Here is a 25,238-nt window from a genome sequence, read left to right on the forward strand (position 1 = left end):
GCGGCCGAACTCCTGGCGAGCGCCGCCACCGTGTGGGCGGCCGAGGCGAGGGTGACATGGCGGTGCCAGCCGTTGTACGAGCGTCCGGCGAAGTCCCGTACGCCGACCCGGTCGGCGATCTCGGCGAAGTCGCGGTCCACCCGCGCGGCCGACCGGCTGAGCCCGAGCAGCGCGGCGGGCCGGTGGTGCACCAGGTCGCTCAGCCAGACCTCGGTGGGCCAGTGCCGCCCCTTCGGCCCGGCGCCGAGCAGGACCAACTCCCCCTCCCCGCGCGGCCCGGCGGTGGCGGCGCTCCCCGGCAGGCTCACCCGGACACTCGCGACCAGGGTGCGGCCCTCCCGTCCCGCCGCCGCGGCGGTCGGCGCCAGGCGGTGCGGCAGCCCCGACATCCGCAGGATCCGGTGGGCCGGCAGCGCGCTCTCGTGCTGCCCGGCACCGGCCGGGGTCAGCGGCAGCGTGCGGCGCACCCGGAGCATCAACGGGACGCCCGCCGCGCGTAATCGGCCGAGCAGCGCGGGTACGGCCAGTTCGCGGGCGTCCAGGACCACCGGGACCGCCGGGCGCTGCCAGCCGTTGGCCACCTCGAGGAAGGTCTCGGCCACGCAGTCGCTCAGCGTCCCGCCGCCGGGGGCCGGGGGCTCGGGGGCCCGGTCCGCCGCCTGGGTGGTGTCCGCCGCCGCCCGGGTGCCGTCCGCCGCCGGACCGGGCAGGTGCAGCCGCCAGTTGACGGGGGCGCTCAGCCGCGGCGAGACCGCCCAGACGCTCACCGCCTGCTGGGCGTTGAGCACTTGGCCGAGCGCGGGTACGAAGCGCCTGCCCACCCCCACGCTGTGGGTGCCCGCCTTCGGGATCAGCACGGGGCGCACCACCCAGGCGTACGGCGGTGCCAACCGGTCGAGATAGCGGGAGAGTTCCTGCCGCACCGGCATCCAGTCCCAGGTGGAGCTGCAGACGAAGTGGTGCAGGCTCTGCTCGGAGGCGGCTCCGTCGATCAGCGTCGCGATATTGCGGATCGACTTGCGGCCCCGGGCGCGCAGCAGGCCCTGGATGTACTGGACCCCCCGGCGGCGCTGGTCGCTGCGGGGCAGCGAGGCGAACAGGGCCGAGGTCAGCTCGTCGAGGACGATCTCGTAGGCTTCCCCCACGGCCAACGGCCCGTGCGGTCCCTGCGGCACAGCCGAGGTCGTGCTGTTCATGAGGTCTCCCCGGGCGTGGTCACTGAAGTGCATCCGCGCTGACGTCCCATCGGCACCTCGGAAAGGTAGGCGGGGGACTCGCACCGGGCCCAGGTGTGCCGGACCACGCACTGGTGGTATCGCACAGTGATCGGACCCTCACCTCCGGCCGCCGCCGCCCGCCCGGAGCGCTCCCTCCCGCGTGCCGCACCACCAGGCACAGGGGACTCCCCCACCACCTGCCGCCCCTTCCTCCCCAATCCCCCGGTTCCGCCCGGCCGCGCCTGGTTCGGGGCGGGGGGAGGGATTGGTTCCGTCGCGCGGGCGGAAGGCCGCCGAGCGGTCGGCCGCGGGTCACCGGCGCCGAAGGTGCGTGGGCGGTGCCGCATCGGCCGTCACGGCACCGCCGGGTCGCCGGAGCGGGGTGCCCCGCCGGGCGGCCGGGCGGGGTGTGGCACGCGGGGTGTGGCACGCGGGGTGTGGCACGCGGGGGTGCTGCGGGGGCGGCAGGCGGACGGCTGGGGGCAGGCGGACCTGGTGGGCGAGGGGTCTCCGGTCTCCCGGGGCTTCAGCGGCGGACCCGTCCGGGACGAACGCCTCGCGGGCGTGGTCGGCAAGCTCGCGGTCGCCGAGTCCGGTCGGCCGCCCGTCAGCTGCCTGATCCCGACGGCTCAACTCCTGGCCGCCCGGCCGGAGTTGCGCGAGATCACCCGGCCGCCCCGGCCCTTCCGCGGACTGGCCGCCTTCCAGGAGGAGGACCCGGCGCTCTTCCACGGCAGGCGGGCGGAGAGCGAGGCGGTGGCGCGGGCACTGGCCGCCGAGCGCCGGGTCACCGTCGTGGGCTCTTCCGGATCCGGCACGTCCTCGCCGGCCCTGGCCGGTGTGGTGCCCCGGCCGCGCGCGGCGGGCGCCCAGGTGGTCGTCCCGCGGCGGACGCCCGACAGCCGCCCGGCGACCACCTTCGCGGCGGGGCCGCTGCCGCACCTCGAACCCGGACTTCCGGAGGCCGAGCGCCCCGGCCGGATCGCGGAACTCGCCGAGGTGCCGCGTGAGCACGGCCCCGCGGACGTGGTGGCCCGGCTGCGGCTGCGCGGCGGTCGCCGACTCCTCGTCGTCGTCGACCGGTTCGAGGAGGTCCTCGGCCCGGAGCCGGACGCCGTCGCGGAGTTCGCCGCCCTGCTCGACGACAAGGCGCTGCCCGGCACCGTACGGATGCTGCCCACCCTGCGCGCCGGCTTCCTGGAACCGGTTGCCCACCCACCGGGCGTACGAGCAACTCGGCGGTGTCACGGGGGCGTTGGGCGACCACGCCGAGGAGGTCCGGGCCGCACACGTACCGCCGGAGGACGCGGAGGTGGCCCGGCGGCTGCTCTCCCGGCTGGTCCGGGTGCACCGGCGGGCCCGCAGCGGCTGCCCTCGGGGGCGTCGGCGGGCGCGCTGTCGGTGTCGGGCGATTAGCTGACCTCGCCTTCCTCGGCGCGCAGTTGGCGGACCGTGTGGCCGTCGGTCGTCTGCGGCGCCGGGACTCCGGTTGCGGCGCCGAGAACCGGCTGCTGTAGCGCGCCGGGTTTCCGGTCCCGTCTGGGGGAACGGGACCGGAAACCCGGGGGTCTGGCGGGCGGCGGTGCCCGCCGGTGTCAGCCGAGGAGCTGCTGGGCGCGCTCGATCAGTTCACGCGCGGTGCCCTCCACGGCGTCGTAGCGGTCCGGGTAGGCCGAGACCTGCACCTTCTGCGCCACCTGGCCCGCGGACAGGTCGGGGTTGTCCGCGGCCACCTGGACGGCGGGGGTGAAGAAGGCGTTCGAGGCGTACGAGACGTCCATGATCTGCTCGGGCGTGCCCCAGCCCTGCGAGGGGCGTTGCTGGAAGACGCCGAGCGAGTCGCGGTCGCCGCAGTCGAGGTTGTTCATGTTCGACTCGACGACGCCCGCCTCGAAGCCGGCCAGCATCACCTTGTCGCTGACGCCGAGGTCGACGCCGGTCCGGTAGACGGTCTTGAGGACCTCGGGATCGGGCTCGCTCGGGACCACGCAGCCGCCGCCGTCGTCGCCGCCGCCGGTGCCGACCAGGTTCTGCCAGGTCTCGGGGCCGACGATGCCGTCCGCGGACAGGCCCTTGTCGCTCTGGAACTGGGTGACCGCGCTCGCGGTACCCGCACCGAACCGACCGTCCACGGCAAGCCCGTAACCGAACTTGTTCAACGCCGTCTGCGCCGCCGCGACCGCGTCACCACTGTCACCCTCACGCACCGTACTGATCAGACCCGGCCAGGTCTCCGCACCGATCACACCATCGGCCGCGTACCCCTTCGACTGCTGGAAGGCGACCACGGTGTTCTCGGTGGCCGGGCCGAAGTCGCTGTCGACGGAGATGTCGTAGCCGTGGCCGCGCAGCAGGTACTGGGCGGTGGTGACGTTCGCCCCGGTGGTGCCGTTCTTGAGGGCGGGCCAGGCCGGTGCGGCGCTCGCCGACGGCATCAGGCCGAGGGAGACCACCAGGGCCGCACAGAGCGCGGTGAGCGCGAGCCATATCCGAGGGGCCGCCGGTTTCCTGGTCATCGTTCTCGCGTGCAACTCGGACTCCTGCTCGTGCGTGCGGTGGGGGGACGGGTGAACGGTGCCGGGTCCCGGCGGGCGGCCGTGGGGGGCCTGCCCGCCGGGACCCGGCAGCCGCTATTCGATGCAGCCGCTGGTCGGCAGGTCGCCGACCGCCGGCGGGGTGGTGCCGTCGTAGACGGCCGTCAGGAGGGGCCCCGGGCAGCGGTTGGCGCCGCCGGCCACGACCTCCACGTGGACGTGCGGACCGGTGGAGTTGCCGGTGCTCCCGGAGAGGCCGAGCTGGGTGCCCGCGTCGACCCGGGCGCCGGAGCCGACTCCGTGCGCGGAGAAGTGGCAGTAGTAGTACGTGGCGCCGTCGTCGCCGGTGACCTCGTAGCCGAGTCCGCACCGGTCGTTGTCGATCTGGTTCGCCACACCGGCGTGCACGGAGTACACCGCGGTCCCGGTGCCCACCGGCAGGTCGAGCGCCGGGTAGTCGTGGTGCGGGACGCTGTAGTGGTCGCGGGAGAGGGCGTCGTGCGCGATGGGCAGCGCGTAGGCACCGGCGGCGCCGCCGCTCTGCCCCAGCAGGTTCTGCCAGGTCTCGGGGCCGACGATGCCGTCCGCGGACAGGCCCTTGTCGCTCTGGAACCGCGTCACCGCGCTCGCGGTACCCGCACCGAACTGACCGTCGACAGCAAGCCCGTAACCGAACTTGTTCAACGCCGTCTGCGCCGCCGCGACCGCGTCCCCGCTGTCGCCCTCACGCACCGTACTGATCAGACCCGGCCAGGTCTCCGCACCGATCACACCGTCCGCCGCGTACCCCTTCGACTGCTGGAAGGCGACGGTGGCGGCCTCCGTCGCGGCCCCGAACTGGCTGTCGGCGGCGATGTCGTGGCCCTGGCCGCGGAGCAGGTACTGGGCCGTCGCGACATCCGGGCCGGACGAACCCGTGCTCAGCACCGGCCAGTTGGGGGCGGCGGCGGCCGTCTGCGCGAGGCCGAGGGAGACCAGCAAGGCGCACAGCGCGGCGATCGCGAGCCACGCACGACTGACGTTCGTTCTTGGCATCGACCCGACTCCCGGCGTCGAGGAACAGTGATGCGGCCGAACGTAGCAACGGGGGCGCGGGCCGGCATCGGGTGTTCGACCGACCCGCGGGAGGCGGGATGTCCGCCCGAGTCGCTTCTGCCCCGACACCCGCGGCCTCCGCGGAGCCGCCCGGCCCGGTGCGCGAGCCCGCACACGACCTGCGGAGCCGTCGTACCGCTTCGGTATAGTCCCGCGTCACCGGGACGCACCCGGCGGTCGAGACGCCCGGCTCAACCCGGAGGACGGTGATCCGATGCCCGGATCCGCGTTTCGCGAAGCCGCCCCGGTGGAGCGCGTGGTGGGGTTCGCCCGCGCGCGGGGGCGGGGCATCACCGACAGCGGCCCGGTGGCTGCCGCGACGGCTTCCCCCCAAGGCAGCGTCGAGGCGCGGTTCTTGGCCTCCGCCCGCCGTCTCGCGCCGCCCGTGCGCGGGGTCACGGTGCTCGTCATCAGCGCGTTCGGACTGCTCGCGGTGCCCGCCAGGGCGCTGCCGCTGGGCCTCGCCCTGCTCGCCCTGGTCGTCGCGGGGGCCGGGGTGGACTGCTGGGCGGCGTACACCGGGCGGGGCGCGGCGCTCTCGCTGGTGTTCGCCGTGCTGCGGGTGGCGGCGGTCGGCGCGAGCCAGGAGTGGACCGGCGGGCCGCTGAACCTGTGGGCCCTGAACACCCTGACCACCACGGCGATCACGCTCCAGTGGGAGTGGCCCCCGGCGGTCTCGGTGCCCGTCACGGCCGGGCTGTTCGCGGTGGAGGTGGCGGCCGCGGGCACCGGCGCCACCGGCACGCTGCTGCCGCGCCTGGTCTTCGAATGCCTGCTGGCCCGGCTGGGGTTCATCCTGCTCCGGCGGTCGGGGCGGCGGGTGGACGAGCTGCGGGAGCGCCGCTCCGCGCTCGCCCGCGCGGAGGCGGTGTCGCTGGCCCGGAAGCGGCAGGAGCGCGAGTACCTGGCGCTGCTGCACGACACCGCGGCCTCCACCTTCCTGATGGTCGCGGCCCGGGTCGAGGACACCGGTCCCGAGCAGGTCGCCGCGTACGCCCGGCGCGATCTCGCGGTGCTCACCGGGGCCGCGGGCGGGGCGACCCGGCAGGACAGCCCCGTGGAGCTGACCGCCTCGCTGCGTGCCGCGGTCGGGACGGGGCGCCCGGCCGTCGAGGTCCGGGCGGAGGGGACCGCGCTGGTCCCGGCTTCGGTGGCGCTCGCCTTCGTACGCGCGGTGCGCGAGGCGCTGGTGAACGTCGCCCGGCACGCCGGGGTGGACGCCGCGGAGCTGAGCGTGCGCGGCGAGGGCGGGCGGGTGGTCGTCGTGGTGTCCGACCGCGGGGTGGGCTTCCGGCCCGACGAGGTCCCGGACTCCTGCCGCGGCATCCGGGGCTCGGTGGTCGAGCGGATGGCCGCCGCGGGCGGCAGCGCCGCGGTCACCTCGCGGCCCGGCGCGGGCACCAGTGTGCGGCTGGAGTGGCCCGGTGAGTGAGTACCGCACGGCGGACGGCCACGTCCACGCGACGATGCGGATCGTCCTGGTCTGCGCCACCGGCGCCCTGCAGTTCGGCCTCGGGCTGCAACCGCTGCTCACCCGGGAGTACCGCCACCGCTGGCTCGCCGTGGCCGCCTTCGTCGCCCTGGCCTGCGTCACCGCGGTCTGCTGCGGGTGGGTGCTGCGGCGGCGGCCGCTGCCCGCGGCCGTCGCCGCGGCCGGTACGGTCCTCGTGCTCGCGGCCTCGTTCGGCGCCATGGCGGCGGCCGCGCCCGGGCAGCGCCACGCGGCGCCCGACTGGTCCTTCGGCCTGGTCGGCTGGCACCTGCTGTTGCTGCTCCTGGACCGGGTGCGGGTACTGGTCGCCGTGCTCGCCGCGCACCTGGTGGCGAGCCTCGGGCTGCTCCTGTCCTCGGGGGTGGCGGATCGCGCCGCGTTCGGGGCGACCGGCGCCGCCGCCTTCGGGGCGGTCAGCGTCCAGTTGGCGGTCGTCGTGATCACGCGTGTGCTGCAGCGGCAGAGCCAGGAGGCGACCGCGGTGGCCGAGGAGCGGGACCGCCTGGAGACCCGGGTACTGCTCGCACGGCAGTGGGAGCAGGGCCAGCGCAGCGCCCTCGCCGGGCAGTTGGGCTCGACGCTGCCGCTGCTCGCGGGCCTGGCCGACGGCGACCTCGATCCGCGCGAGGAGGACACCCGGCGGCGGTGCGCGCTGGCCGCGACCCAGCTGCGGCGGCAGTTCGCCGAGAACGACGAGGTGCCCGACCCTCTGGTGCACGAGGTCACCGCCTGCGTGGACGCGGCCGAACGCCTGGGCGTGGACGTCTCGTTCGCGGTCAGCGGCGCGGCGGTGCCGGTGCCGCCGCAGGTGCGCCGAGAGCTGACCGCCCCGGTGGTCACCGCGTTGTCGGCGGCGCGCAGTCGTGCCAGGGTGAGCGTGCTGCGCACCGACCGGGAGATCCGCATCGCGGTGGTGGCCGACGCCGGTGCGGACGGGGTCACCGCCTCCACCGGCCAGGTCCGCGTCGAGCACGGCGCCTACGGCGAGCACCTGCGACTGGAGGCCAGATGGCGCACCCCGCCGAGCTGAGCGCGGTCATCGTCGACGACCACCCCGCGGTACGCGCCGGGGTCGCCCAGTGGCTGTCCACCGGCAGTCCGCCGATCACGGTCGCCGCCTCCGGTGAGGATGTCCGGGTCGCGTGGACCGGCGAGGGCGCCACCGCCGATGTGGTCATCCTCGACCTGCACCTGGGCGGGCCGGCCCCGGCCCTGAGCGAGCTGCGCAGGCTGGCCGAGGCGGGGCGCCGGGTGGTCGTCTACTCGATGCGCGCGGACGACGAGATCGCCCTGCAGTGCCTGGAGTTGGGCGCGCTCAGCTATCTGACGAAGGCCGAGGGCGCCGAGCACCTCCTCGAAGCCGCCGCCGCGGCGGCCTCGGGCCGCGCGTACACGCCGCCCTCGCTGGCGGGGGCGCTGGCAGGCGACCGCTCCACCGACCGGCCGGTGCTCTCGGCCCGGGAGACCGAGGTGCTCATCGAGTGGTTCCAGTCCGAGTCCAAGGACTTCGTGAGCCGCCGCCTCGGCATCTCCCCCAGCACGGTCAACACCCATCTCGAACACATCCGGATCAAGTACGCGATGAGCGGCCGGGAGGCTCCGACCAAGGCGGCCCTCCTGGCCCGCGCGATCCAGGACGGCCTGATCGGCGTGGACGACCTGTGAGGAGGGCGCCGCGCCCCACCGGCTCGGCGATTCCGGCCACGAGAGGTCCTGCTCCTTCACCGGCCCCCGCGAGAGCGCGCTCGACGGGGAGCACTCCTTCCTGGGCGCCTCCCGGGACGGCGGCACCGTCCTGCACATCGGCCCCGACGGCATGGGCGGGCCGCTGAAGCAGTCACCGAGGCGGTGCTACCGCGAGCCCCGCGAGACGGTCGGCGACCGGGAGCTAACCGCCGAGGAGGTGGACCTGCTCCCCGCGGCACCGAGGAGCCGCAGGCCCTGCGCCGGGGTCGACCGAGGTACGCGCACGTCCCGTTGGCGAACCGTACGCCGTCCTCGCGCGGTTGCCGCCTCAGGCCGCCGCGCGCTCCGCCGCCGGGCGCCGCCGCAGGACCGCCTGCCGCAGGGCGGGCGGCTGGTAGGCCATGTCGAGGCGGCCGACGTCGGTGCCGGGCGGGACGATCTCGTCGAGGGCGTCCAACAGGGCGTCGTCGAGGGTGAGTTCGGCCCCGGCGAGCAGGTCGTCGAGGTGCTCCATGGTGCGCGGGCCGATGATGGCGGAGGTGACGCCGGGGTGGGCGATCGCGAAGGCCATCGCCAGATGGGTCAGCTTCATCCCGGCGCGCTCGGCGAGCGGGATGAGCTGCTCGACCACGTCCAGGCGGCGTTCGTCGCGGTAGTGCGCGAAGAGGTGTGCGCGGTGGGTGGTGGCCTGCTCGCCCTTGCGGAAGCGGCCGGTGAGCATGCCCTGGGCCAGCGGGCTCCAGACCAGGGTGCCCATGCCGTACTTCTGCGCGAGGGGCAGGATCTCGCTCTCGATGCCGCGGTTGAGGATCGAGTAGGTGGGCTGCTCGGCGCGGAAACGCTGCAGGCCGCGGGACTCCGCGATCCACTGGGCCTCGACGAGGGCGGAGGCGGGGAAGGTGGAGGAGCCGATCGCGCGGACCTTGCCGTCGCGGACGAGGTCGGTGAGAGCGGAGAGGGTCTCCTCCAGGTCGACCTCGGGGTCGAGCCGGTGCACCTGGTAGAGGTCGATGTGGTCGGTGCCGAGCCGCCGCAGCGAGTCCTCGACGGCCGTCATGATCCAACGCCGGGAGTTCCCGCGCCGGTTGGGGTCCTCGCCCATGGCGCCGTGGAACTTGGTGGCGAGTACGACCTCGTCCCGGCGCCCCTTGAGCGCCTTGCCGACGATTGTCTCGGACTCGCCGCGGGAGTACATGTCGGCGGTGTCCAGGAAGTTGATCCCGGAGTCGAGGGCCTTGTGGATGATGCGGATCCCGTCCTCGTGGTCCGGGTTGCCGATGGCGCCGAACATCATGGCGCCCAGGCAGTAGGGGCTGACCTGGATGCCGGTGCGGCCGAGCGTGCGGTACTGCATGGAAGCCTCCGGTGTTAGCATCGCCGAAACGGAACGCCTTACCAGTTAGACAATACGGAACACCTTCTCAGTTAGCAACCGAAGAGCACGGAAGCGAGGGGAGCCGTCCATGAGCGCGCCCACTCCCAAGCCCGCACGGCGGGTGCGCGCCGACGCCCAGCGCAGCATCGACGCCCTGGTCGAGGCGGCCCGCGAGGTCTTCCTCGCCTCCGGTGTGGACGCCCCGGTGCGCGAGATCGCCCGCCGCGCGGGGGTGGGCCTCGCCACCTTCTACCGGCACTTCCCCGAGCGCTCCGACCTCGTCTCGGCCGTCTTCCGGCACGAGGTGGACGCCTGCGCCGAGGAGGCGGCCGCTCTCTCCGCCGCGCACGAGCCCTTCGAGGCCCTGGTCCGCTGGCTGGAGCGCTTCACCGGCTTCGTCGGCACCAAACGCGGCCTCTCCGCGGCCCTGCACTCGGGCAACCCCGCCTTCGAACCGCTGCCCGCCTACTTCCAGGAGCGCTTCGAGCCCGTACTGCGCGCGCTCCTCGACAAGGCCGCCGCCGCGGGCGAGATCCGCGGCGACATCGCACCGCTGGACCTGCTGTACGCCGTCTCCCGCCTCTGCTCGGGCGCGGACCGCGCCGCCGACGAGCGGATGGTCGCCCTGCTCATCGACGGCCTCCGGCACGGCGCCGGGCGGTAGCCCCGCACCCCCACCCGCGTACGCGCCCCGGCGGACCGCGCGAGGGGCCACCACCCACCGGAGGACGAGAACCATGAGCCACTCCCCCGACACCGTTCCGCCCCGGCCCTTCGCCCCGCGGGCGGACCCCGCCGCCCTGAGCGAGCTGCGCACCCGGCTGCGGGCCACCCGCTGGCCGGACGCGCCCGAGGAGGCGGGCTGGTCCCTCGGCACCGACCTCGACTACCTGCGCGAGCTGGTCGCCTACTGGGCGGACGGCTTCGACTGGCCCGCCCGGGAGGCGGAGTTGGGGCGCCTGCCCCGCTTCCGCGCCCGCGTCGGCGGCCTCGGGATCCACTTCGTCCACGCCCGGGCCGCGGCGCCGGCCTCCGCCGCGCTGCCGCTGGTGCTCTGCCACGGCTGGCCGGACTCCTTCTGGCGGTACACCAAGGTCGTCCCGCTGCTGACCGATCCCGGCGCGCACGGCGCCGACCCGGCCGACGCCTTCGACGTGATCGTGCCGGACATGCCCGGCTTCGGCTACTCCGACCGCCCCACCGGCCCGCCGCTCGACTCCCCCGCGGTGGCCGGACTCTGGGCCGAGCTGATGTCGCTCCTCGGCTACCCGCGCTTCGGCACCGCGGGCGGCGACATGGGCAGCCACGTCAGCCGCTACCTCGCCCTCGACCACCCCGACCGCGTGGTGGCGGTGCACCGCACGGACGGCGGCCTTCCCGTCTTCACCGGCGACCCGGCCGAGCTGACCCCCGAGGAGCGCGCCTGGTTCGCCGAGGCCCGGCGCTGGGGCGCGAGCGAGGGCGCCTACGGGGCGATGCACCGCACCAAGCCGCAGACCGCGGCCTTCGGGCTCACCGACTCACCGGCCGGGCTGGCCGCGTGGATCGTCGAGAAGCTCCGGTCCTGGAGCGACTGCGGGGGCGACATCGAGCGGGTCTACACCAAGGACGAGATCCTCACCGGCGTCATGCTGTACTGGCTGACGGGCACCATCGGCTCCTCGATGCGGATGTACCACGCGAACGCCGCCCTCGACCCGGCCCGGCTCACCCGCCGCGTCGAGGTCCCCTCCGGCTTCTCCCTCTTCGGCGGCGACGTCGTCCGCCCACCCCGCGCGTGGCTGGCCCGCACCACCAACCTGGTCTACTTCACCGAACCCGAACACGGCGGCCACTTCGCCCCGTTCGAACAGCCGGAACGCTACGCGGAGGAACTCCGCTCGTTCTTCCGGCCGTTCCGGGGGCGGTGAGCCGTCCAGAGCTTTCCACCCCGCCCACCCCACCCGTCACCCATCCGTGCGCTGCCTCGCCTTCCGCCTCTGTACGCAGGACACTTGACGGATTGTGTGCGACAAAGCAGGTGAAGGGGGACGAGATGCGGGACAGCCACCGGGCCGACGCGGACCGGCTACTGGTCCGGGCCGTGGAGGAGGAGGCGCGCCGCTCCGGCGGGCGTACGGACGGGGAGGTGCTGCTCGCGCGGGCGCGGGCCGCGCTGGACGGCATGGCGCGGACGGCGGCCGAGGAGTACGCGGCCTATACGAAGGCGCTGGACGAGGCGGCGGCGGGGCAGATCGGCTTCGGTCGCCGCTTCGCGCGGGAGGGCGGCGGAACTCCCCTGCTGGTGGCGGGAGTTGCCGCGCTGGCCGCCTGTGTCGCGGACCTGGCGCTGGGTACCGGCCCCGGCACCGCGGTGGGCGCCGGGGCCACCGTCGCGGTGGCGGGTGCCGCCACCACCGTGGTCAAGGTGACCGCCGCACATCTCCCGGCGGCGAGCAGGCACGCCGGGGCGCTCAACCAGCCAGGCGGGCCTGAGCAGTTGAGACTCCAGTGGCTCACCGCGCTCGAAGTCCGCGGTATCCGGCCCTTCTTGGACCAGCAGCGGGTGCTGACCGCGAGCACCGGGAGCAAGAAGGCCGCGCCCAAGCTGCGCCGTACGGACAAGAGCGCGGCGGCCCGGCGGCGCAGTGTCCTGGAGCACTCCTTCGCCCAACTCCCTGAGCCGGTGGGGGTGTTCGCGGGGCGCCGGGCGGAGATGTCGCGTATCGCGCAGTGGGTGCACGCGGCCCGTGCCAGCACCCGGACCAAGCCGACCGTGGTGGTGCTGCACGGGGCGCCCGGCTCCGGACGCAGCACGCTCGCGGTGCGGGCCGCGCAGGATCTCAAGGACCAGTTCCGCGGCGCCTGCGTGGTCGACCTGCGCGGCGAGGGCCCGGACTCGCCGCCGCTGTCCGTCCGGGACGCCCTGCTGCACCTGCTCAACCGCCTCGGCGCGCCCCGTGAACAGCTCCTGTTCCGTGAGCGTTCCTCGCCGGAGCAGCAGGTTCGGCGGCTGACCGAGCTGTACCACCAGCATCTGACCGGTCTCGACGTGATCGTGGTCCTGGACGAGGTGCGCGAGGCCGAGCAGGTGCGCGCCCTGCTCCCGGAGCGCTCCCACTCCCTGGTCCTGGTCACCACGGCCAAGCCGCTCGACCTGCCGCCGGACCTCGACGCCTGGGTGCACCAACTGGCCGTCGAATCCCTGGCGGAGACCGGCGCGGAGGAGCTGCTGCGCGAGTCGGCGGAGGACGACTCCGGCCCCTACGACTCCCAATCCGCTGCCCGCATCGGGGAGTTGTGCGGCGGGCTGCCGCTCGCGCTGCGCATCGCCGGTTCCGCGCTCGGGCCGCGCACCGCGCACCGCCTCGCCGAGGACCTGGCCGCCTACGGGCCCGTGGAACCCGTCGAGCGGGTGCTGTGGCTGCGCTACACCGACCAGTCCGACACCGCGCGGCGGCTGCTGCGCCGCCTCGCGCTCGCCGGGCGCGCCTCGCTCGGCGTGGCCGCCGCCGCGGCCCTGCTCGCCACCGAAGAGCCGGAAGCGGCACGGCAGTTGGAGCAGCTGGCCCGGACCGGTCTGCTCGACCACGTCCGCGGCGACCGCTACCGGCTGCACGATCTGGTACGCGGCTTCGCGCACGCCAGGCTGCTCGACGAGGAGGAGCCCGCCGAGCGCACCGCCGCGCAGGAACGCCTCATCGTCAACTACGCCGAGCTGGCCGACTCGGTGATCCGCCTGGTCGACGGCAAGACCTCCACCCGCGCCGACAGCGCCTTCCACTCCAGCGCGGTGGGCCCGCACGGCTTCACCTCGCTGGACGCCGCGCTGCGCTGGCTGGACGACGAGTCGAGCTTCATCACCGCCGCGCTGCGGCACGCGGAGGGCGTCGACCAGGGAGCCGTACTGAACCTCCTGGGCGCACTGTGCGACTACTGCCTGCTGCGCGGCGACCTCTACCGCCTCGGTGAGATCAGCGAGTTGACCCAGGCGGTGGACCAGGGGCTGCTGGTGCGCAGTGTGCAGTGGCGCACCGGTATCGCGGCCCGCCAGCTCGGTGAGCTGGACACCGCCCGTACGACGCTGAGTTCGGTGGTCGACCTCTACTTCGAGGCGCACCACGAGGCGGGCGCCGCCCGGGCGCTGGGCTCGCTCGGCATCACCCTGCACCACCAGGGCAATCTGAGCGGCGCCGCCGAGAAGCTGAGCGAGGCGCTGGACCTCCAGGCCGCGCCGGTACTCGCCGCCGACCGGGCCTGGACCCTGCACGCCCTGGCCGCCGTGGAGCGCGACCGCGGTCTGCTCGGCCGGGCCCTGTCGCTGCTGAACACGGCCCTGGTCCTGCACCGCGAGGGCGAGTCGGTGCACGGCGAGGCCTGGGCGCACTTCCAGCTCGGCCAGGTCTTTCTGCGCCGGGGCGAAGTCCCGCGCGCCGAGGAGGAGTTGAGGCAGGCCCTGGAGCTGTACGGCCGCACCCGCGACCAGCGCGGCGAGGCCTGGGCGCTGACCCAGCTGGCCCGCGCCCGCCTGGTCGAGGGCGACGCCGCCGAGGCGGTCGAGGGGCTGCGGGCGGCGGCCGGGCGGCACCGGGAGAACGAGGACGCGCGCGGCGAGGCCTGGAGCCTGTACTACCTGGGCCAAGCCCTGGAGGAGAGCGGGCAGTTGGAGGAGGCGGTACGCGAACTGGAGCGCTCCCGCACGATGTTCTCCCGGATGCGGGACGTGTACGGGCTGGCCTGCGCCCGGCACCACTCGGCCCGTGCCACCCGGGACCTGCGGGCCGCGCAGACCGGCTCGCTGCGCAACAGCGGCTTCGCCCGCCAGCTCCTGGTCGACGCGCGCGCCGACTTCCGGCGCATCGGCGTCGCGCACGGCGAGGCCTGGACCCTGCTCGAACTCGCCGTCGTCGACGCCGGGAACGCCCGCACCCCCGCGGCCCTCGGCCTCTGCGAGGAGGCGGCCGCCCTCTTCGCCTCGTACGAGGACCGGCGCGGCGCGGACTGGGCGCAGTTTCTGCGCTGCACCCTGCTGCCGTACGCCTCACCGGGCGGCACCGAGATCGGCACCGCCGTCGCCCAGGAGGAGCTGGCCCAGCTCGCCCGCTCCGGGCATCCGGCGCGGGACGCCCGCCTGGAGGACTGCCTGGAGGCCTACGCCCTGCTCCTGGAGCGGGGCGTGGACCTGGACGCGGGCTGGCAGGCCTGGTCGCTGGGGATGGTCCCGAACCGGCACTCCCGGGAGGTCATGGGAGTCCCGGTGCCCGCGGCCCCGTGACGGGGCCGGGGGCGGTCGGCACATCGCCCCGGCTCCGGTCCCGGCCGCCCCGCGCTGCCGGGGCCCGACCGCGGGGCCCGGGTCCCGGCCGGGCGGAAGGGCGGGCAGACGGGCAGCCGGGCGGGCGGCACGGCGGACGGGCGGGCAGGCAGGCAGGCAGGCAGGCAGGCAGGCAGCCGGCTCTAACCGCGCTTCGCGGCGCCCCGGGTTGCGGCCTTGTCCTGCGGGCGCCCCTCGGGGGCGGTCCCGTCGGCCGCCTCGGAGGCCGCCGCGGGCGTCTCCTCGGGGGCCTCCTCGAAGTCGACCCGCTTCATATGGCGGTTCATCGACTTCATCAGTGCCCATACGGCGACTGCCATCACCGCGAAGACGATGAAGCCGAGAACGCCCGGGGTCACCTTGTTCTCGTCCAGCTCCTTGGCCAGCGGGACGAACTGGGTCATTGCCAGGCTTGCGCTTGCGCTCATATCAGGCATTGTCCCGGATGCCCGCGAAGAGGTCGTGCTCGGGGAGGGAGGTATCGACGAGCGCCTTCGCCAGCTCGTACTCCTCGGTCGGCCAGGCCTCCCGCTGGATCTCCAGCGGCACCCGGAACCAGGCCCCGTCCGGGTCGATCTGCGTCGCGTGCGCGATCAGCGCCTTGTCCCGGATCTCGTAGAAGTCGCCGCAGCTCACATGGGTGGTCAGGGTGCGCTCGGGGATCCCCATCTTCTCCCAGCGCTTCAGCCAGTCCGCGTACGGGGACTCCAGGCCCCGGTCCAGCATGGCCTGGTGCAGCGCCTCGGTGCGGGCGCGGTTGAAGCCCTGGTTGTAGTAGAGCTTCTGCGGCTGGTAGGGGGCGCCGAATTCGGCCTCCGGGTACTTCACGGTGTCGGCCGCCGCGTCGAAGGCCACCATCGAGATCTTGTGGGTCTGGATGTGGTCGGGGTGCGGGTAGCCGCCGTTCTCGTCGTAGGTGGTGATGACCTGGGGGCGGAAGGAGCGGATCGCGCGGACCAGGGCGCCGGCCGCCTCGTCCACGTCCTGCAGCGCGAAGCAGCCCTCCGGCAGCGGCGGCAGCGGGTCCCCCTCGGGCAGTCCGGAGTCGACGAAGCCCAGCCACTCCTGGCGGACGCCGAGGATCTCGCGGGCCTCGTCCATCTCCTTCTTGCGCACCTCGTGGATGTGCTCCTCGATGTACGGGTCGCCCTGGAGCTTGGGGTTGAGGATGGAGCCGCGCTCACCGCCCGTGCAGGTCACGACCAGCACGTCCACCCCCTCGGACACGTACTTGGCCATGGTGGCGGCGCCCTTGCTCGACTCGTCGTCGGGGTGGGCGTGCACGGCCATCAGTCGCAGCTGCTCAGTCAAAGCTCGATCCTCGTTGAGTGATGGTGGGTCGTGGTGGGTGATCCGGCGTTCCGGTCGGTCCGTCCCCCTCCCGCCGGGGCGGGCACCCGCGGCGGGACGGCCTTGCGGCGGCCCCGGGGCGGCGGCCGGTCCGCACTGCGCGACTTCTATAGTGACCGAAGCAGCGGGCGAAAAATTCCGGTACCCCGGGCGTATCGCCCACGAGAGGACATGCGATGGATTCCGCGGTGGAGGGCGAGCGCGCGAAGGACGCGGCCCAGCCGCCCCAGGGCCGCTACGGACGCACCGCCGAGGAGGCGGACGCGCGCACCGACCGCAGGCTGAAGACCCTCGGGGCGGTCCTCGGCGTCCTGCTGCTCGGCGTCGTCGGCTGGTTCGGCTACGACTACGTGACCGGGCAGCGGATCAGCGGCGAGGTCATCAAGTTCCAGGCCGTCTCGGACCGCTCGGTCGAGGTCCATCTCGAAGTACGCAAGGACGCGGGCACCGACGGCTACTGCACCCTGCGCTCCCGCTCGGCGGACGGCACCGAGGTCGGCCGGGCCGACTTCCGCTTCGACCAGGACCGGGACCGGATCGACAAGGTCGTCACGCTGCGCACCACGGCGCGCGGGACCAGCGCGGAGCTGGTGGGCTGCCACACCGGCTGAGCCCTCGCCCGGCTCTCCGGGTCCGCCCCCTTTGACCGGCGCTGACCTGGAACGACCTCTTCTGGATGACATATGTCCTCCCCGTTTCGCGGGGGAATTGTTAGGCTCGTGGTTTCGCCCTTCCGTGAAGGAACATGCTTCTGGGTAGGGCGATGCTTTGTCTTCCCAGTACCTACGAGGAGCACCTGTGACCCAGACCAGCGAGAACGTCACCTGGCTCACCCAGGAGGCGTACAACCAGCTGAAGGCGGAGCTGGAGTACCTGTCTGGTCCCGCGCGCACCGAGATCGCGAAGAAGATCGAGGCGGCGCGTGAGGAGGGCGACCTGCGCGAGAACGGCGGGTACCACGCGGCCAAGGAGGAGCAGGGCAAGCAGGAGCTCCGGGTGCGCCAGCTCACCCAGCTCCTGGAGAACGCCAAGGTCGGCGAGGCGCCCGCGGACACCGGCGTGATCGCGCCCGGGATGGTCGTGACGATCGCCTTCGACGGCGACGAGGACGACACCCTGAGCTTCCTCATGGCCTCGCGGGAGTACGCCAGCGAGGAGATCGAGACGTACTCCCCGCAGTCGCCGCTCGGCAGCGGCGTCAACGGGCACAAGATCGGCGACACGGTCGAGTACGAGCTGCCCAACGGCAAGCTCGCCTCCGTGAAGATCCTCGACGGCAAGCCCTACAACGGCTGAGCCCGCAGGAACCCCGGCCCGCCTGCGCGAACGCCCCCGGACCCCGCCGAGAGCGGGTACCGGGGGCGTCGTCCGTGCGGCCCCCGCGGGCGGGGATCAGGCGGAGCCCTTGCGGTACTTGCGCACCGCGAGGGTGCGGAAGAGGACCAGGATCACCAGCGACCACAGCACCGAGGCGAGCACCGGGTGCTGCATCGGCCAGGCGTCCGGGGTCCGGTAGCCGGGCGGGAGGTTGCCGAAGAGTTCCCGGCAGGCCTGCACCGTGGTGCTGAAGGGGTTCCACTCGGCGATGTGCCGCAGGAAGGTCGGCATCTTGTTGGCGTCCACGAAGGCGTTGGAGATGAACGTCAGCGGGAACAGCCAGATGAGTCCGCCGGAGGTGGCCGCCTCCGGGGTGCGCACGGTCAGCCCGATCAGGGCGCCGATCCAGGAGAAGGCGTACCCGAGCAGGAGCAGCAGCAGGAAGCCGAGCAGCACCTTGCCCGCGTTGGTGTGCACCCGCCAGCCCACGAGCAGCGCGACACCCGCGAGCACCACGAGGGTCAGCGCGGTCTGGACGAGGTCCGCGAGCGTACGGCCGGTGAGGACGGCGCCGCGGGCCATCGGCAGCGAGCGGAAGCGGTCGATGAGGCCCTTGTGCATGTCCTCGGCGATACCCGCACCGGCGCCCGCGGTGGCGAAGGTGACGGTCTGCGCGAAGATGCCCGCCATCAGGAACTCGCGGTAGGCGCTGGTCGACAGGGAGCCGCCGACCTGGATGGAGCCGCCGAAGACGTAGGTGAACAGCACCACGAACATGACCGGCTGGATCATGCCGAAGATGAGCACCTCGGGGATGCGCACCATCCGGACGAGGTTGCGGCGGGCGACGACGAGGCAGTCGCGCACCGCGCTGCCGAAACCGCCGCTGACGGCCGGGACGCGGGCCTCGGCGGCTTGGGACACCGTACTCACTTGCTGGTCTCCTTCGTGTCCTTCGGGGAGTCTTCCGCTTCCGGGCCGGCCTCGTCCTTCTTCTCCTCCTCGGCGCGGTGCCCCGTGAGGGAGAGGAAGACGTCGTCGAGGGTGGGCCTGCGCAGGCCGATGTCGTCGATCTCGATGCCGCGGGCGTCCAGTTCGCGGATGACCTCGGCGAGCAGCTTGGCGCCGCCGGTCACCGGGACGGTGAGCCTGCGGGTGTGCTGCTCGGTGGTGACCTGGCCGCCCTTGCCGAAGGCGGCGAGGATCTCCGCGCCGGAGGCGAGGTGGGCGCGGTCGTGCACGACGACCTCGACGCGTTCGCCGCCGGTGCGGGCCTTCAGCTCGTCGGCGGTGCCGCGGGCGATGACCCGGCCGTGGTCCACCACGCAGATGTCGTGCGCGAGGTGGTCCGCCTCCTCCAGGTACTGCGTGGTGAGCAGCAGGGTCGTACCGCCCGCGACGAGTTCCTGGATGACGTCCCACAGCTCCTGGCGGTTGCGCGGGTCGAGGCCGGTGGTCGGCTCGTCCATGAACATCACCGGCGGCGAGACGACCAGGGCCGCGGCGAGGTCGAGCCTGCGGCGCATGCCCCCGGAGTAGGTCTTCGCGGTGCGGTCCCCGGCGTCGGCGAGGTGGAAGCGCTCCAGGAGCTCGGCGGCGCGGGCCTTCGCGGCCTTCGCCTTCATCTGGTACAGCTCGCCGACCATCTGGAGGTTCTCGCGGCCGGTGAGGTACTCGTCGACCGCCGCGAACTGCCCGGACAGGCCGATCGAGCGCCGCACCTGGTTCGGGTGCTTGACCACGTCGATCCCGGCCACGGTGGCATGGCCGCTGTCCGGCCGCAGCAGGGTCGTCAGACAGCGCACGGCGGTGGTCTTCCCCGCGCCGTTCGGCCCGAGCAGGCCGAGCACGGTGCCTTCGGGTACGTCGAGATCGACGCCGTCCAGCGCCCTGACGTCGCCGAAGGTCTTCACCAGACCTTCGGCATGGATGGCGCCTGGCATGAGAGAGCTCCAAGGGGTCGGGCCGCCCGACTCACGGTCGGCGAGGAAGGGAAGAAGAGAGGAGGGGAGAAGGGGGAGAAGAGGAGGGGAGGAGGGGAGGGGAGGGGAGGACGAGGCGGAGAAGTACGGACGGGACGGGCGCAGGGCTACAGGAGGCAGGCAGGAAGCGACCGGCGGGTACCCGTGCACCCGCACACGCGGCGGCGGCACGTGAGGTGGACCACAGACTAACGCGATACATCGCGTCTCCTCAAGCCGCTTTCGCGGGCGAACGGGAGGCGCCGGTTCACTTCCCGGGGAAGCGTACGAGCCGGGTCTGACATCGGCCCCGGAATTAATCGCCGGGTCCGGCATCGCACGTATATCGGGCAGCCGACGGCGGGCGGTGACCGACCGCCGAGAGGCAAGAGGTACGGCCCGCTCCGCCCCGCCGGGGCCACGGGCCGCGATCCGCCCGGGAGCGCCACCGGCTGCGATCCACCCGGGTCCACCCCAGCCGGAGTTCGCGCACCGCCGCGCAAGCCGGGACGCGCGAACCGGGCCGCGCGGGCCCTCACCCCCCGACCGTGTACCCCGCCGCCCGCAGCCGCTCCGCGACCTCCGTGCAGTGTTCCGGCCCCTTGGTCTCCATCCGCAGGTCGACCTCCACCTCGCTGAGGCCGAGCTGCGGATCCGTACGGACGTGAGAGATGTCCAGGACGTTGGCGTCGGCGGCGGAGAGTTCGCCGAGCAGGGTGGCGAGGGCGCCGGGGCGGTCGGTGAGGCGTACCCGCAGGGAGAGGTAGCGGCCGGCGGCGGCCATGCCGTGGCGCAGGATGCGCTGCATCAGGAGCGGGTCGACATTGCCGCCGGAGAGCAGGGCGACCACCGGGCCCTCGAAGGCGCGCGGGTCGCTGAGCAGGGCGGCCACCGGGCTCGCCCCGGCCGGTTCGACGACCAGTTTGGCGCGCTCCAGGCAGAGCAGCAGGGCGCTGGAGAGCTCGTCCTCGGTGACGGTGCGGACGCCGTCGAGCAGCTCCGCGAGGATCGCGAAGGGCACCTCGCCGGGGCGCCCCACCTTGATCCCGTCCGCCATGGTCACCGGGTGCTCCACGGACACCGGGCGGCCCGCCGCGAGCGAGGGCACGTACGGCGCGGAGCCCGCCGCCTGGACGCCGATCACCCGTACGTCCGGCCGCAGCGCCTTGACGCCGACCGCGATCCCGGCCGCCAGGCCGCCCCCGCCGACGCCCACCACGATGGTGCGCACCTCGGGGCACTGCTCGATGATCTCCAGGCCGACCGTGCCCTGCCCGGCGATCACGTCCCGGTGGTCGAAGGGGTGGATGAAGACCGCGCCGGTGCGGGCCGCGTAGTCCTGGGCGGCGGCCAGGGTCTCGTCGACGACCTGGCCGTGCAGCCGGACCTCGGCGCCGTACTCGCGGGTCGCGGCCACCTTCGGCAGCGGGGCGCCCTCGGGCATGAAGACCGTCGAGCGCACCCCGAGCAGGGAGGAGGCGAGGGCGACGCCCTGGGCGTGGTTGCCCGCGCTGGCGGCCACCACTCCGGCGGCGCGCTCCTCGGGCAGCAGTCCGGAGATGCGGACGTAGGCGCCGCGCAGTTTGAAGGAGCCGGTGCGCTGGAGGTTCTCGCACTTGAGGTGGACCGGGGCGCCCACCAGCGCGCTGAGGTGGCGGCTGCCCTCCAGGGCGGTCGTCCGCGCCACCCCGGCGAGCATCTTCTGCGCGCCGCGCACATCGTCCAGGGTCACGGCGGGCAGCGGGCGGGCGCGGCGATAGCTCATGGCCCAAGTCTCGCAGCCGCGCGCACCCCGGTCCGCCGCCCGCGGGAACGGCCCTGCTCCCCGGCGCTGTGCCCCGGCTGCCAGTCGTCAAGCCGCTGAACAGGCCTGACCCGTGACGCTGCCGTGTCCAGACTGGTTTGTGCACCGGCGGTACGAGATGCGCCGTCTCCGCGTACCCTGTCCCCCAACCAAGTCCCGCACCCCCCGCAGAAGATCCGCCTCCCTTCCCACTCCCATACATGAAGTGAGCATCCGGCCATGCCCACCACTCAGGACATGACTACCGCCGGTGACGCCGGCCTCCTCGACACCCTGCAGCACGAGGTCGCGCTCTTCGCGCGCCGTGCCGAGCAGACCCGCCTCGGCGGGGTCGGGAAATTGCGCAACTCCATGGACCGCGCCGCGTATCTGCTGCTCAACCGCCTGGACAAGGAAGGCGCGATGGGCGTGAAGGCGCTCGCGGCGAGCATGGGAATCGACTCCTCGACCGTGACCCGCCAGGTGGCGCCCCTCGTCGAGAGCGGCCTGGTCAAGCGGACCTCGCACCCCGAGGACGGCCGGGCGGTCGTCCTCCAGCTCTCCCCGCGCGGCATCGCGCGCCTGGCCGAGGTCCGCGCCTCGCGCCGGGAGCTGATGGAGCAGCTCACCGAGGACTGGGAGCCCGAGGACCGCAGCCGGTTCTGCACCCTGCTCACCCGGTTCAACCTGGCCCTCGCGGCCCGCATGGCGGCCAGCCCGCTCCCGGCGGACGACACCCTTCCGCCCGCCAACTGACCGCCCGCGGCGGGGCGCCGCTCACCGCCGGTGCCGGGTACCTCGCGCAGGGCTCTTGACCTGGGCCCGGCGGCGGCCTCATATGAGAGCGGAAGCGCTTGACGAGAGCGTTCCTCCGGGGCCGCGCGGCCGGTGTGCCGCGCCCCCGGCAGGCCGCGGCGCGCCCCGGCTCCGCGGAGCCCGCGGCGGACGGGAGGCGCAGTGCGAGCAGGATCCCGAGGCCGTCCGCCGGGCCAGGCGGCCCGCCGGGCACGTGAGTTCGAAGCCTTCGTCGCGGGCGCGGCGCCCCGGCTGCTGCACACCGCCACCCTGTTCACCGCCGAGCCGCCGGAAGCCAATCCGGGTGCCCGGCGCCTGGCGGTGCACGCCCTCGCGCACACCTACGCCGCCTGGGAGCGGCTGAGCGGCGAGGACCCCTACGCGTACGCCCGCGGCTGCCTGGCGCTGCGCTACGCCCGGACCACCTGGTATCCGCGGCGGCTGCGCAAGGCCCCGGCGGGGGGCGCGCTCGCCCTGCTCGAACCGCGGGAGCGCCTGATCGTCGTCCTGCGGATGTTCGAGGGCGTCGCCGAGGAGCAGTGCGCGGCGCTGCTCGGCCTGCCGCGGGAGCGCGTCGCCGGGCTGTGCGCCCACGCCTGCGCCGTCCTGCTGCATCCGCCCCGCGAGCGGGCGGATCCGGCCGGGGCGGTCCGGCCGTGAGCGCCGCGAGCCCCTTCGAGCGGCGCGAGGAGAGCGTACGCAGACTGCTCGAGGAGCGGTCGGTGCCGCTGCCGCCGGACCTGCACACCCGGGCCGTACGCCGCGGGGAGCGCCTGCTGCGCCGCCGCAGGACCGCCCGGACGCTGCTCTGGCTCGCCCTGCTCGCGGCCGTGCTCGCCTTCTCGCTGTGGGCCTGCTCGGCCCGGCCCTGGGTGGAGCGCCCCTCCGACACGACGCCGCCGGTCACGGGGCTGTGACCGGCGGCGCACGGAGGGGGTTCGGGGCTGGGCTCAGCCGAGGGCCTGCTGCAGGTCGGCGAGCAGGTCGTCGATGTTCTCGATGCCGACCGAGAGCCGGATCAGGTCGGCGGGGACCTCCAGCTGCGAGCCGGCGACCGAGGCGTGCGTCATCCGCGCCGGGTGCTCGATCAGCGACTCGACGCCGCCGAGGGACTCACCGAGGGTGAAGACCTTCGCGCGGTTGCAGACCTCGATGGCCGCCTGCTCGCCGCCCTGGACGCGGAAGGAGACCATGCCGCCGAAGGAGCGCATCTGCTTCGCGGCGATCTCGTGCCCCGGGTGCTCGGGCAGCCCCGGGTAGTAGACCTGCGCGACCTTGCGGTGCCGGGCGAGCGCCTCGGCCACCCGCTCCGCGTTCTCGCTGTGCCGGTCCATCCGCACCGCGAGCGTCTTCGCCCCGCGCAGCACCAGCCAGGCGTCGAAGGGCCCGGCCACCGCGCCCATCGCGTTCTGGTGGAAGGCCAGCTCCTCGCCGAGCGCCGGGTCCGAGACGACGAGCGCGCCGCCGACCACGTCCGAGTGCCCGCCCATGTACTTGGTCAGCGAGTGCACGACGACATCCGCGCCGAGCGCCAGCGGCTGCTGCAGGTACGGGCTGGCGAAGGTGTTGTCCACCACGAGCCGGGCACCGGCGTCCCGCGCCACGTCCGCGACGGCCGCGATGTCGGTGATGCCGAGCAGCGGGTTGGAGGGGGTCTCCACCCAGATCGCCTTCGTCTGCGGGGTGAGCGCGGCCCGTACCGAGGCCATGTCCGAGGTGTCCGCCACCGAGAACTCGACGCCCCAGCGCCGGGCGACCTTCGCGAAGAGGCGGAAGGTGCCGCCGTAGGCGTCGTCCGGGATCACCAGGTGGTCGCCGGGGCTGAGGATCGTGCGCAGCAGGCAGTCCTCCGCGGCGAGCCCCGAGGCGAAGGCGAGACCCCGCCGGCCGCCCTCCAGGGCCGCGAGATTCTCCTCCAGGGCGGTGCGGGTGGGGTTGGCACTGCGGCTGTACTCGTAACCGCCGCGGAGCCCGCCGACGCCGTCCTGCTTGTACGTCGAGACCTGGTAGATCGGCGGCACGACCGCGCCGGTGAGGGGATCCGCGGTGTTGCCCGCGTGGATCGCCACGGTCTCGAAGCTCTGCGTGCTGTGGGAGTCGCTCATGAAATCCGAGCGTAGCCCCGACCGGACCCCGGTGCGGACCGCGCGGACCCTTGCTCTGTGACAGGTTCGCCAATTCGCGGACCGGTCTGGTTCGCTTGGAGGCATGGAGATTCTCTGGGTCCTGATGGCCCTCCTGCTGATCGGGGCGGCCCTCGGCCCCGTACTGCGGCGCAGGCGCGGCGCGATCCGCCAGGTTCCGGCGGGCTCCCCCGACGCGGCCGACCCGGCGGACTACGGCTTCCTGCGCCAGGAGGAGCTGGACATCCGGCTGCCCGGACCCGACGAGGATCTGGAGCAGGTCCTCGACCACCTGCTGCGCACCCAGGACTGGCGGGCCGCCTCGCAGCTGCTCGCCGGGACCGGCAAGGAGGGCGAGCTGCGCTGGCAGCGGGTGCAGGCCTTCGCGGGCATGGCCTCCCTGGAGCTGGCCCAGCGGCCCGGCGGGGTGAGCGAGAACCCGGGCGCCCAGTGGCTGCGGGTCTGGCGGGCCGAGGCGCCCAAGGACCCGGGCGGCGCGGCCGTGCACGCGGAGTTCCTGGTGCAGCAGGCCTGGCGCACCGCGACCGCGGGCACCGACGAGTTCCGGATCATCCTGGAGGAGGCCCGCGGCGCCTGCGCGGAGGCCGCCCTGCTCGCCCCCGGCGACCCGGTCCCGTACATCGTGGAACTCTCCCTCGCCCGCGGGCTCGGCTACCCCCGCGAGGAGTTCGAGCAGCTCTGGCTCAAGGTCCTGGACCGCGACCCGGCGCACTTCGGCGCCCACCTGGCCGCCCTGCACTACTGGTGCGAGAAGTGGCACGGCTCCCGCGCCGACGCCCACCACTTCACCGACGCCGCCGCGGCCCGCGCCCCCCAGGGCTCGCTGCTCTCCGCGCTCCCCCTCTTCGCGGTCTTCGAGCACCTGCCCGACGTCAACCTGGTCCGCGGCTTCCACCAGAGCGAGATCGTCACCAAGGCCGTCGAGGGTGCCCAGTACGCCGTGCACCAGGCCCGCCACGACGACCCGATGGCCGCCCACGTCCGCCACCTCCTGCTCTTCTTCCTGGTACGCGGCGAACGCTGGGGCGAGGCCATGGAACAGGTCCTGCACATCGACGGCCACGTCGGCGCCCTGCCCTGGACCCTCTCCCCGGACCCGGCGGCGGACTACGCGGTCTACCGGGCCCTCGCGGTCGCGGGGTACGAGGCCAACGGCGGAAGCCCGGCGACACTGCGGCACTGAGGAACGCTGCGGC

At 73.9% G+C, this 25,238-nt stretch carries 22 protein-coding genes and 2 pseudogenes; 14 read left to right on the forward strand and 10 right to left on the reverse strand.

Annotated elements, in window-relative coordinates; translation table 11 throughout:
• Positions 1-8 precede the first annotated feature (8 nt).
• Positions 9-1,196 (reverse strand): annotated as a pseudogene (locus tag HFV08_RS32640) (IS701 family transposase); the annotation flags it as partial.
• Positions 1,197-1,781: 585 nt separating this feature from the next.
• Between HFV08_RS32640 and HFV08_RS32465 the strand changes: the two are divergent.
• Positions 1,782-2,364: pseudogene (locus tag HFV08_RS32465) on the forward strand (nSTAND1 domain-containing NTPase); the annotation flags it as partial.
• 108 nt (positions 2,365-2,472) lie between these two features.
• Positions 2,473-2,637, forward strand: a complete 165-nt coding sequence (locus HFV08_RS32470; RefSeq protein WP_376770554.1) for a hypothetical protein — start codon at positions 2,473-2,475, stop codon at positions 2,635-2,637.
• Positions 2,638-2,812: 175 nt separating this feature from the next.
• Here HFV08_RS32470 and HFV08_RS03895 read toward each other — a convergent pair whose 3' ends face one another.
• On the reverse strand, positions 2,813-3,733 hold the full coding sequence (locus HFV08_RS03895) for a peptidoglycan-binding domain-containing protein (RefSeq protein WP_168535905.1): 921 nt from the start codon (positions 3,731-3,733) through the stop codon (positions 2,813-2,815).
• A 114-nt stretch (positions 3,734-3,847) separates the two neighbouring features.
• Positions 3,848-4,786, reverse strand: coding sequence for a peptidoglycan-binding protein (locus HFV08_RS03900; protein ID WP_168535907.1), 939 nt, complete (start codon positions 4,784-4,786; stop codon positions 3,848-3,850).
• A 274-nt stretch (positions 4,787-5,060) separates the two neighbouring features.
• Here HFV08_RS03900 and HFV08_RS03905 point away from each other — a divergent pair, with 274 nt between their 5' ends.
• From HFV08_RS03905 to HFV08_RS03915, 3 genes are read left to right on the forward strand one after another with little or no spacing between them, the layout of a single operon-like run.
• Positions 5,061-6,278, forward strand: a complete 1,218-nt coding sequence (locus tag HFV08_RS03905; protein WP_246341490.1) for a sensor histidine kinase — start codon at positions 5,061-5,063, stop codon at positions 6,276-6,278.
• Entirely contained in the window at positions 6,271-7,368 is a 1,098-nt protein-coding gene (locus HFV08_RS03910) for a hypothetical protein (protein ID WP_312885358.1), read from the forward strand. Before HFV08_RS03905 ends, HFV08_RS03910 begins: the two co-directional genes overlap by 8 nt.
• On the forward strand, positions 7,347-8,003 hold the full coding sequence (locus HFV08_RS03915; protein WP_168535909.1) for a response regulator: 657 nt from the start codon (positions 7,347-7,349) through the stop codon (positions 8,001-8,003). The genes HFV08_RS03910 and HFV08_RS03915 overlap by 22 nt, the downstream gene beginning before the upstream one ends.
• Before the next feature lie 349 nt (positions 8,004-8,352).
• Here HFV08_RS03915 and HFV08_RS03920 read toward each other — a convergent pair whose 3' ends face one another.
• Complete coding sequence (locus HFV08_RS03920; RefSeq protein WP_168535911.1) at positions 8,353-9,378, reverse strand: aldo/keto reductase; 1,026 nt, start codon at positions 9,376-9,378, stop codon at positions 8,353-8,355.
• A gap of 109 nt (positions 9,379-9,487) precedes the next feature.
• Here HFV08_RS03920 and HFV08_RS03925 point away from each other — a divergent pair, with 109 nt between their 5' ends.
• The 3 genes from HFV08_RS03925 to HFV08_RS03935 all read left to right on the forward strand — a co-directional run bounded on the left by HFV08_RS03925 (position 9,488) and on the right by HFV08_RS03935 (position 14,653).
• Complete coding sequence (locus tag HFV08_RS03925) at positions 9,488-10,063, forward strand: TetR/AcrR family transcriptional regulator (RefSeq protein ID WP_168535913.1); 576 nt, start codon at positions 9,488-9,490, stop codon at positions 10,061-10,063.
• 73 nt (positions 10,064-10,136) lie between these two features.
• On the forward strand, positions 10,137-11,309 hold the full coding sequence (locus HFV08_RS03930) for an epoxide hydrolase family protein (RefSeq protein ID WP_168535915.1): 1,173 nt from the start codon (positions 10,137-10,139) through the stop codon (positions 11,307-11,309).
• A 125-nt stretch (positions 11,310-11,434) separates the two neighbouring features.
• The gene (locus HFV08_RS03935; protein ID WP_168535917.1) at positions 11,435-14,653 is read left to right on the forward strand and encodes a tetratricopeptide repeat protein; all 3,219 of its coding nucleotides are present in this window, start codon (positions 11,435-11,437) and stop codon (positions 14,651-14,653) included.
• A 182-nt stretch (positions 14,654-14,835) separates the two neighbouring features.
• On the opposite strand, the gene HFV08_RS03940 is transcribed toward HFV08_RS03935, so the two are convergent.
• Together HFV08_RS03940 and mca are read right to left on the reverse strand one after the other, a co-directional pair.
• Positions 14,836-15,129 (reverse strand): hypothetical protein, encoded by a 294-nt coding sequence (locus HFV08_RS03940; RefSeq protein WP_168535919.1) that lies wholly within the window; start codon positions 15,127-15,129, stop codon positions 14,836-14,838.
• A complete protein-coding gene (mca, locus tag HFV08_RS03945) occupies positions 15,122-16,003 on the reverse strand; it encodes a mycothiol conjugate amidase Mca (RefSeq protein WP_168535921.1) in 882 nt (293 codons plus the stop codon). The genes HFV08_RS03940 and mca overlap by 8 nt, the downstream gene beginning before the upstream one ends.
• Before the next feature lie 215 nt (positions 16,004-16,218).
• Here mca and HFV08_RS03950 point away from each other — a divergent pair, with 215 nt between their 5' ends.
• Both HFV08_RS03950 and greA read left to right on the forward strand, forming a co-directional pair.
• Entirely contained in the window at positions 16,219-16,653 is a 435-nt protein-coding gene (locus HFV08_RS03950; protein ID WP_168535923.1) for a DUF4307 domain-containing protein, read from the forward strand.
• Positions 16,654-16,840: 187 nt separating this feature from the next.
• Complete coding sequence (gene greA, locus HFV08_RS03955; protein ID WP_040253125.1) at positions 16,841-17,338, forward strand: transcription elongation factor GreA; 498 nt, start codon at positions 16,841-16,843, stop codon at positions 17,336-17,338.
• A gap of 96 nt (positions 17,339-17,434) precedes the next feature.
• Here greA and HFV08_RS03960 read toward each other — a convergent pair whose 3' ends face one another.
• The 3 genes from HFV08_RS03960 to ilvA form a co-directional block, all read right to left on the reverse strand.
• The gene (locus tag HFV08_RS03960) at positions 17,435-18,292 is read right to left on the reverse strand and encodes an ABC transporter permease (protein WP_168535925.1); all 858 of its coding nucleotides are present in this window, start codon (positions 18,290-18,292) and stop codon (positions 17,435-17,437) included.
• Positions 18,289-19,302: an ATP-binding cassette domain-containing protein gene (locus HFV08_RS03965; RefSeq protein ID WP_168535927.1), complete on the reverse strand. Its 1,014-nt coding sequence runs from the start codon at positions 19,300-19,302 to the stop codon at positions 18,289-18,291. The genes HFV08_RS03960 and HFV08_RS03965 overlap by 4 nt, the downstream gene beginning before the upstream one ends.
• Positions 19,303-19,855: 553 nt before the next feature.
• Entirely contained in the window at positions 19,856-21,085 is a 1,230-nt protein-coding gene (gene ilvA, locus HFV08_RS03970; protein ID WP_168535929.1) for a threonine ammonia-lyase, read from the reverse strand.
• A 258-nt stretch (positions 21,086-21,343) separates the two neighbouring features.
• On the opposite strand from ilvA, the gene HFV08_RS03975 reads away from it, so the two are divergent.
• The 3 genes from HFV08_RS03975 to HFV08_RS03985 all read left to right on the forward strand — a co-directional run bounded on the left by HFV08_RS03975 (position 21,344) and on the right by HFV08_RS03985 (position 22,815).
• Positions 21,344-21,859 carry a MarR family winged helix-turn-helix transcriptional regulator gene (locus tag HFV08_RS03975; protein WP_168535931.1) on the forward strand — a complete coding sequence of 172 codons (516 nt, stop codon included), beginning with the start codon at positions 21,344-21,346 and terminating at the stop codon, positions 21,857-21,859.
• Positions 21,860-22,060: 201 nt separating this feature from the next.
• Entirely contained in the window at positions 22,061-22,558 is a 498-nt protein-coding gene (locus HFV08_RS03980) for a sigma factor-like helix-turn-helix DNA-binding protein (RefSeq protein ID WP_168535933.1), read from the forward strand.
• Entirely contained in the window at positions 22,555-22,815 is a 261-nt protein-coding gene (locus HFV08_RS03985) for a hypothetical protein (RefSeq protein ID WP_168535935.1), read from the forward strand. Before HFV08_RS03980 ends, HFV08_RS03985 begins: the two co-directional genes overlap by 4 nt.
• A gap of 33 nt (positions 22,816-22,848) precedes the next feature.
• Here HFV08_RS03985 and HFV08_RS03990 read toward each other — a convergent pair whose 3' ends face one another.
• Entirely contained in the window at positions 22,849-24,003 is a 1,155-nt protein-coding gene (locus tag HFV08_RS03990) for a cystathionine gamma-synthase (protein ID WP_168535937.1), read from the reverse strand.
• Positions 24,004-24,106: 103 nt separating this feature from the next.
• On the opposite strand from HFV08_RS03990, the gene HFV08_RS03995 reads away from it, so the two are divergent.
• Positions 24,107-25,225 carry a hypothetical protein gene (locus HFV08_RS03995; protein ID WP_168535939.1) on the forward strand — a complete coding sequence of 373 codons (1,119 nt, stop codon included), beginning with the start codon at positions 24,107-24,109 and terminating at the stop codon, positions 25,223-25,225.
• The last annotated feature ends 13 nt before the right edge of the window (positions 25,226-25,238 follow it).

Source organism: Streptomyces physcomitrii, from assembly GCF_012273655.1.
GTDB classification, from domain to species: Bacteria; Actinomycetota; Actinomycetes; order Streptomycetales; family Streptomycetaceae; genus Streptomyces; species Streptomyces physcomitrii.

Bases quoted from the DNA above. Each gene is read 5' to 3' on its own strand.
- HFV08_RS03895 (WP_168535905.1), bottom strand. From the start codon at position 3,733: ATGACCAGGAAACCGGCGGCCCCTCGGATATGGCTCGCGCTCACCGCG.
- HFV08_RS03900 (WP_168535907.1), bottom strand. From the start codon at position 4,786: ATGCCAAGAACGAACGTCAGTCGTGCGTGGCTCGCGATCGCCGCGCTG.
- HFV08_RS03905 (WP_246341490.1), top strand. From the start codon at position 5,061: ATGCCCGGATCCGCGTTTCGCGAAGCCGCCCCGGTGGAGCGCGTGGTG.
- HFV08_RS03915 (WP_168535909.1), top strand. From the start codon at position 7,347: ATGGCGCACCCCGCCGAGCTGAGCGCGGTCATCGTCGACGACCACCCC.
- HFV08_RS03920 (WP_168535911.1), bottom strand. From the start codon at position 9,378: ATGCAGTACCGCACGCTCGGCCGCACCGGCATCCAGGTCAGCCCCTAC.
- HFV08_RS03925 (WP_168535913.1), top strand. From the start codon at position 9,488: ATGAGCGCGCCCACTCCCAAGCCCGCACGGCGGGTGCGCGCCGACGCC.
- HFV08_RS03930 (WP_168535915.1), top strand. From the start codon at position 10,137: ATGAGCCACTCCCCCGACACCGTTCCGCCCCGGCCCTTCGCCCCGCGG.
- HFV08_RS03935 (WP_168535917.1), top strand. From the start codon at position 11,435: ATGCGGGACAGCCACCGGGCCGACGCGGACCGGCTACTGGTCCGGGCC.
- HFV08_RS03940 (WP_168535919.1), bottom strand. From the start codon at position 15,129: ATGCCTGATATGAGCGCAAGCGCAAGCCTGGCAATGACCCAGTTCGTC.
- HFV08_RS03950 (WP_168535923.1), top strand. From the start codon at position 16,219: ATGGATTCCGCGGTGGAGGGCGAGCGCGCGAAGGACGCGGCCCAGCCG.
- HFV08_RS03965 (WP_168535927.1), bottom strand. From the start codon at position 19,302: ATGCCAGGCGCCATCCATGCCGAAGGTCTGGTGAAGACCTTCGGCGAC.
- ilvA (WP_168535929.1), bottom strand. From the start codon at position 21,085: ATGAGCTATCGCCGCGCCCGCCCGCTGCCCGCCGTGACCCTGGACGAT.
- HFV08_RS03975 (WP_168535931.1), top strand. From the start codon at position 21,344: ATGCCCACCACTCAGGACATGACTACCGCCGGTGACGCCGGCCTCCTC.
- HFV08_RS03990 (WP_168535937.1), bottom strand. From the start codon at position 24,003: ATGAGCGACTCCCACAGCACGCAGAGCTTCGAGACCGTGGCGATCCAC.
- HFV08_RS03995 (WP_168535939.1), top strand. From the start codon at position 24,107: ATGGAGATTCTCTGGGTCCTGATGGCCCTCCTGCTGATCGGGGCGGCC.